Source organism: Streptomyces sp. NRRL F-5123, assembly GCF_000721495.1.
Classification (GTDB): Bacteria; Actinomycetota; Actinomycetes; order Streptomycetales; family Streptomycetaceae; genus Actinacidiphila.
This window is the reverse complement of sequence record NZ_JOHY01000192.1, coordinates 1-373: the sequence shown is the minus strand read 5'-3', so window position 1 is coordinate 373 and position 373 is coordinate 1. Positions and strand designations below refer to the sequence as shown.

Genomic DNA, 373 nt, shown 5'->3' with positions numbered 1-373 from the left:
CACCGTCGCCGGAGCCCTCACCCTCCAAGACGCCGCCCGCGTCGTCGCCCTCCGCTCCCAAGCACTCCGCGCCCTCGCCGGCCAAGGCGCCATGGCCTCGATCACCTTCAGCGCGCAGGAAGTGCAGGACCTGCTCGACGAGTTGGGCACGGCGACCGCGGACGTGGCGATCGCCGCCCACAACGGCCCCCGCTCCACCGTGATCTCGGGCCCGCCCGACCAGGTCACCGCCACCCTCGCGGCAGCGGACGAGCGCGGCGCGCGCACCCGCACGATCGACGTGGACTACGCCTCCCACAGCCCCCAGGTCGACCAACTCCGCGACCAGATCCTCACCACCCTCGACGGCATCACCCCCCAACCCGCACACACC

1 protein-coding gene is annotated in these 373 nt (G+C 73.2%); it reads left to right on the top strand.

Translation table 11 applies throughout. From position 1 onward, the window contains the following. On the top strand, positions 1–373 hold a 373-nt coding region (locus IH54_RS41110; RefSeq protein WP_043183716.1), incomplete at both ends, for an acyltransferase domain-containing protein.